Annotated in this window: 2 protein-coding genes; both read right to left on the reverse strand. The window is 71.2% G+C overall.

The features are described from left to right. On the reverse strand, positions 1–527 hold a 527-nt coding region (locus MXD58_RS25175; protein WP_250610130.1), incomplete at its 3' end, for an ACP S-malonyltransferase. Positions 528–743: 216 nt separating this feature from the next. Further along, positions 744–1,130: PucR family transcriptional regulator (locus MXD58_RS25180; protein ID WP_250610132.1), on the reverse strand; the 387-nt coding region annotated here is incomplete at its 5' end.

Below are 1,130 nucleotides of genomic sequence, written 5' to 3' on the forward strand. Positions count from 1 at the left end.
AGCCGGGCGAGGTCCGCCGCGGTGCCGGCGGCGACGATCTGGCCGGCGCCGTTGCGGTTCGCGGCGGTCAGGCCCAGCTCATCCAGCCGAGCGGTGACGGCGTCCGGGTCCCCGCCGAGCAGGGCGGTCATTCCCGTCTGCGCCTGGGCGGACGCCTCGGCCATCGCGCGGCCCCGCAGCGCCACGAGGACCAGCGCCTGCTCGGCCGACAGGACGCCGGTGAGCGCGGCGGCGGTGATCTCGCCGACGCTGTGGCCGGCGAGGACCAGGGAGTCGGTCCCGACGGGTGTGGTGATCGTCAGCCCGAGCTGCTCGGCGGCGAGCAGCCCGCTGGCGACGATCAGCGGCTGGGCGATCGCGGTGTCGCGAATGGTCTCGGCGGGTGCCTCGCAGCCGACCTCCAGCAGATCGATGCCGGCCGCGGCCGACCACCAGCGCAGCCTGTCCTCCGCCCCGGGGAGGCCGCTCCACGCACGGAGCTGTCCGGGGGTCTGTGCACCCTGTCCAGGCGCGAGGATCGCAAGCACGTCTCTACCTAACCCTTCGAGGGGAGTCCTTGTCGCTGGCGGCCACTCACCGATGTGCCGACCCGGTGTTGTAGGTGCCCTACAAAAAGAGGTGGCTCCGGCGGGGGTTCGTTCCCGCTGTGCGTATCGGCCGGGTTTCGGGCGACAGGCCAGTGAGGTGGCTAGTTGTGACGGGCCTGGCACACGCTCCGACCGGTTCCGTGACGATGAAGTCGATCATGATCTCCCTGTAGATAACGTACCGTCGAGCCGGCCCAGAACGAGGGCGACATGCAGGATGAAGCGCTCGCGGTGATCGACCGGATCGAGCCCGCAGACCTCGGCGGCCTTGCGCAGCCGATACCGGACCGTGTTCGTGTGAAGGTAGAGCGCCCTGGCCGTGGCCTCCAGCGACGAACCGAAATCCAGGTACGCGCCCGCGGTCTCCAGCAGTGGGGTGCCGGCGTTGCGCAGGGGGAGGTAAACCTCCTCGATGAGTGCGCGGCGGGCGTCGGCATCCCCGGCCAGAGCCAGCTCCGGCAGCAGCGCGCGCAGTGCCTCGTCCAGGCGCGGCGCCGGGGCGATCTCGACGACCTTCTGGTGGCGGCGCTGCACCGAGCAGTC

Origin of the sequence: Frankia sp. AgKG'84/4 (assembly GCF_023242965.2) — a bacterium.
GTDB lineage: Bacteria > Actinomycetota > Actinomycetes > Frankiales > Frankiaceae > Frankia.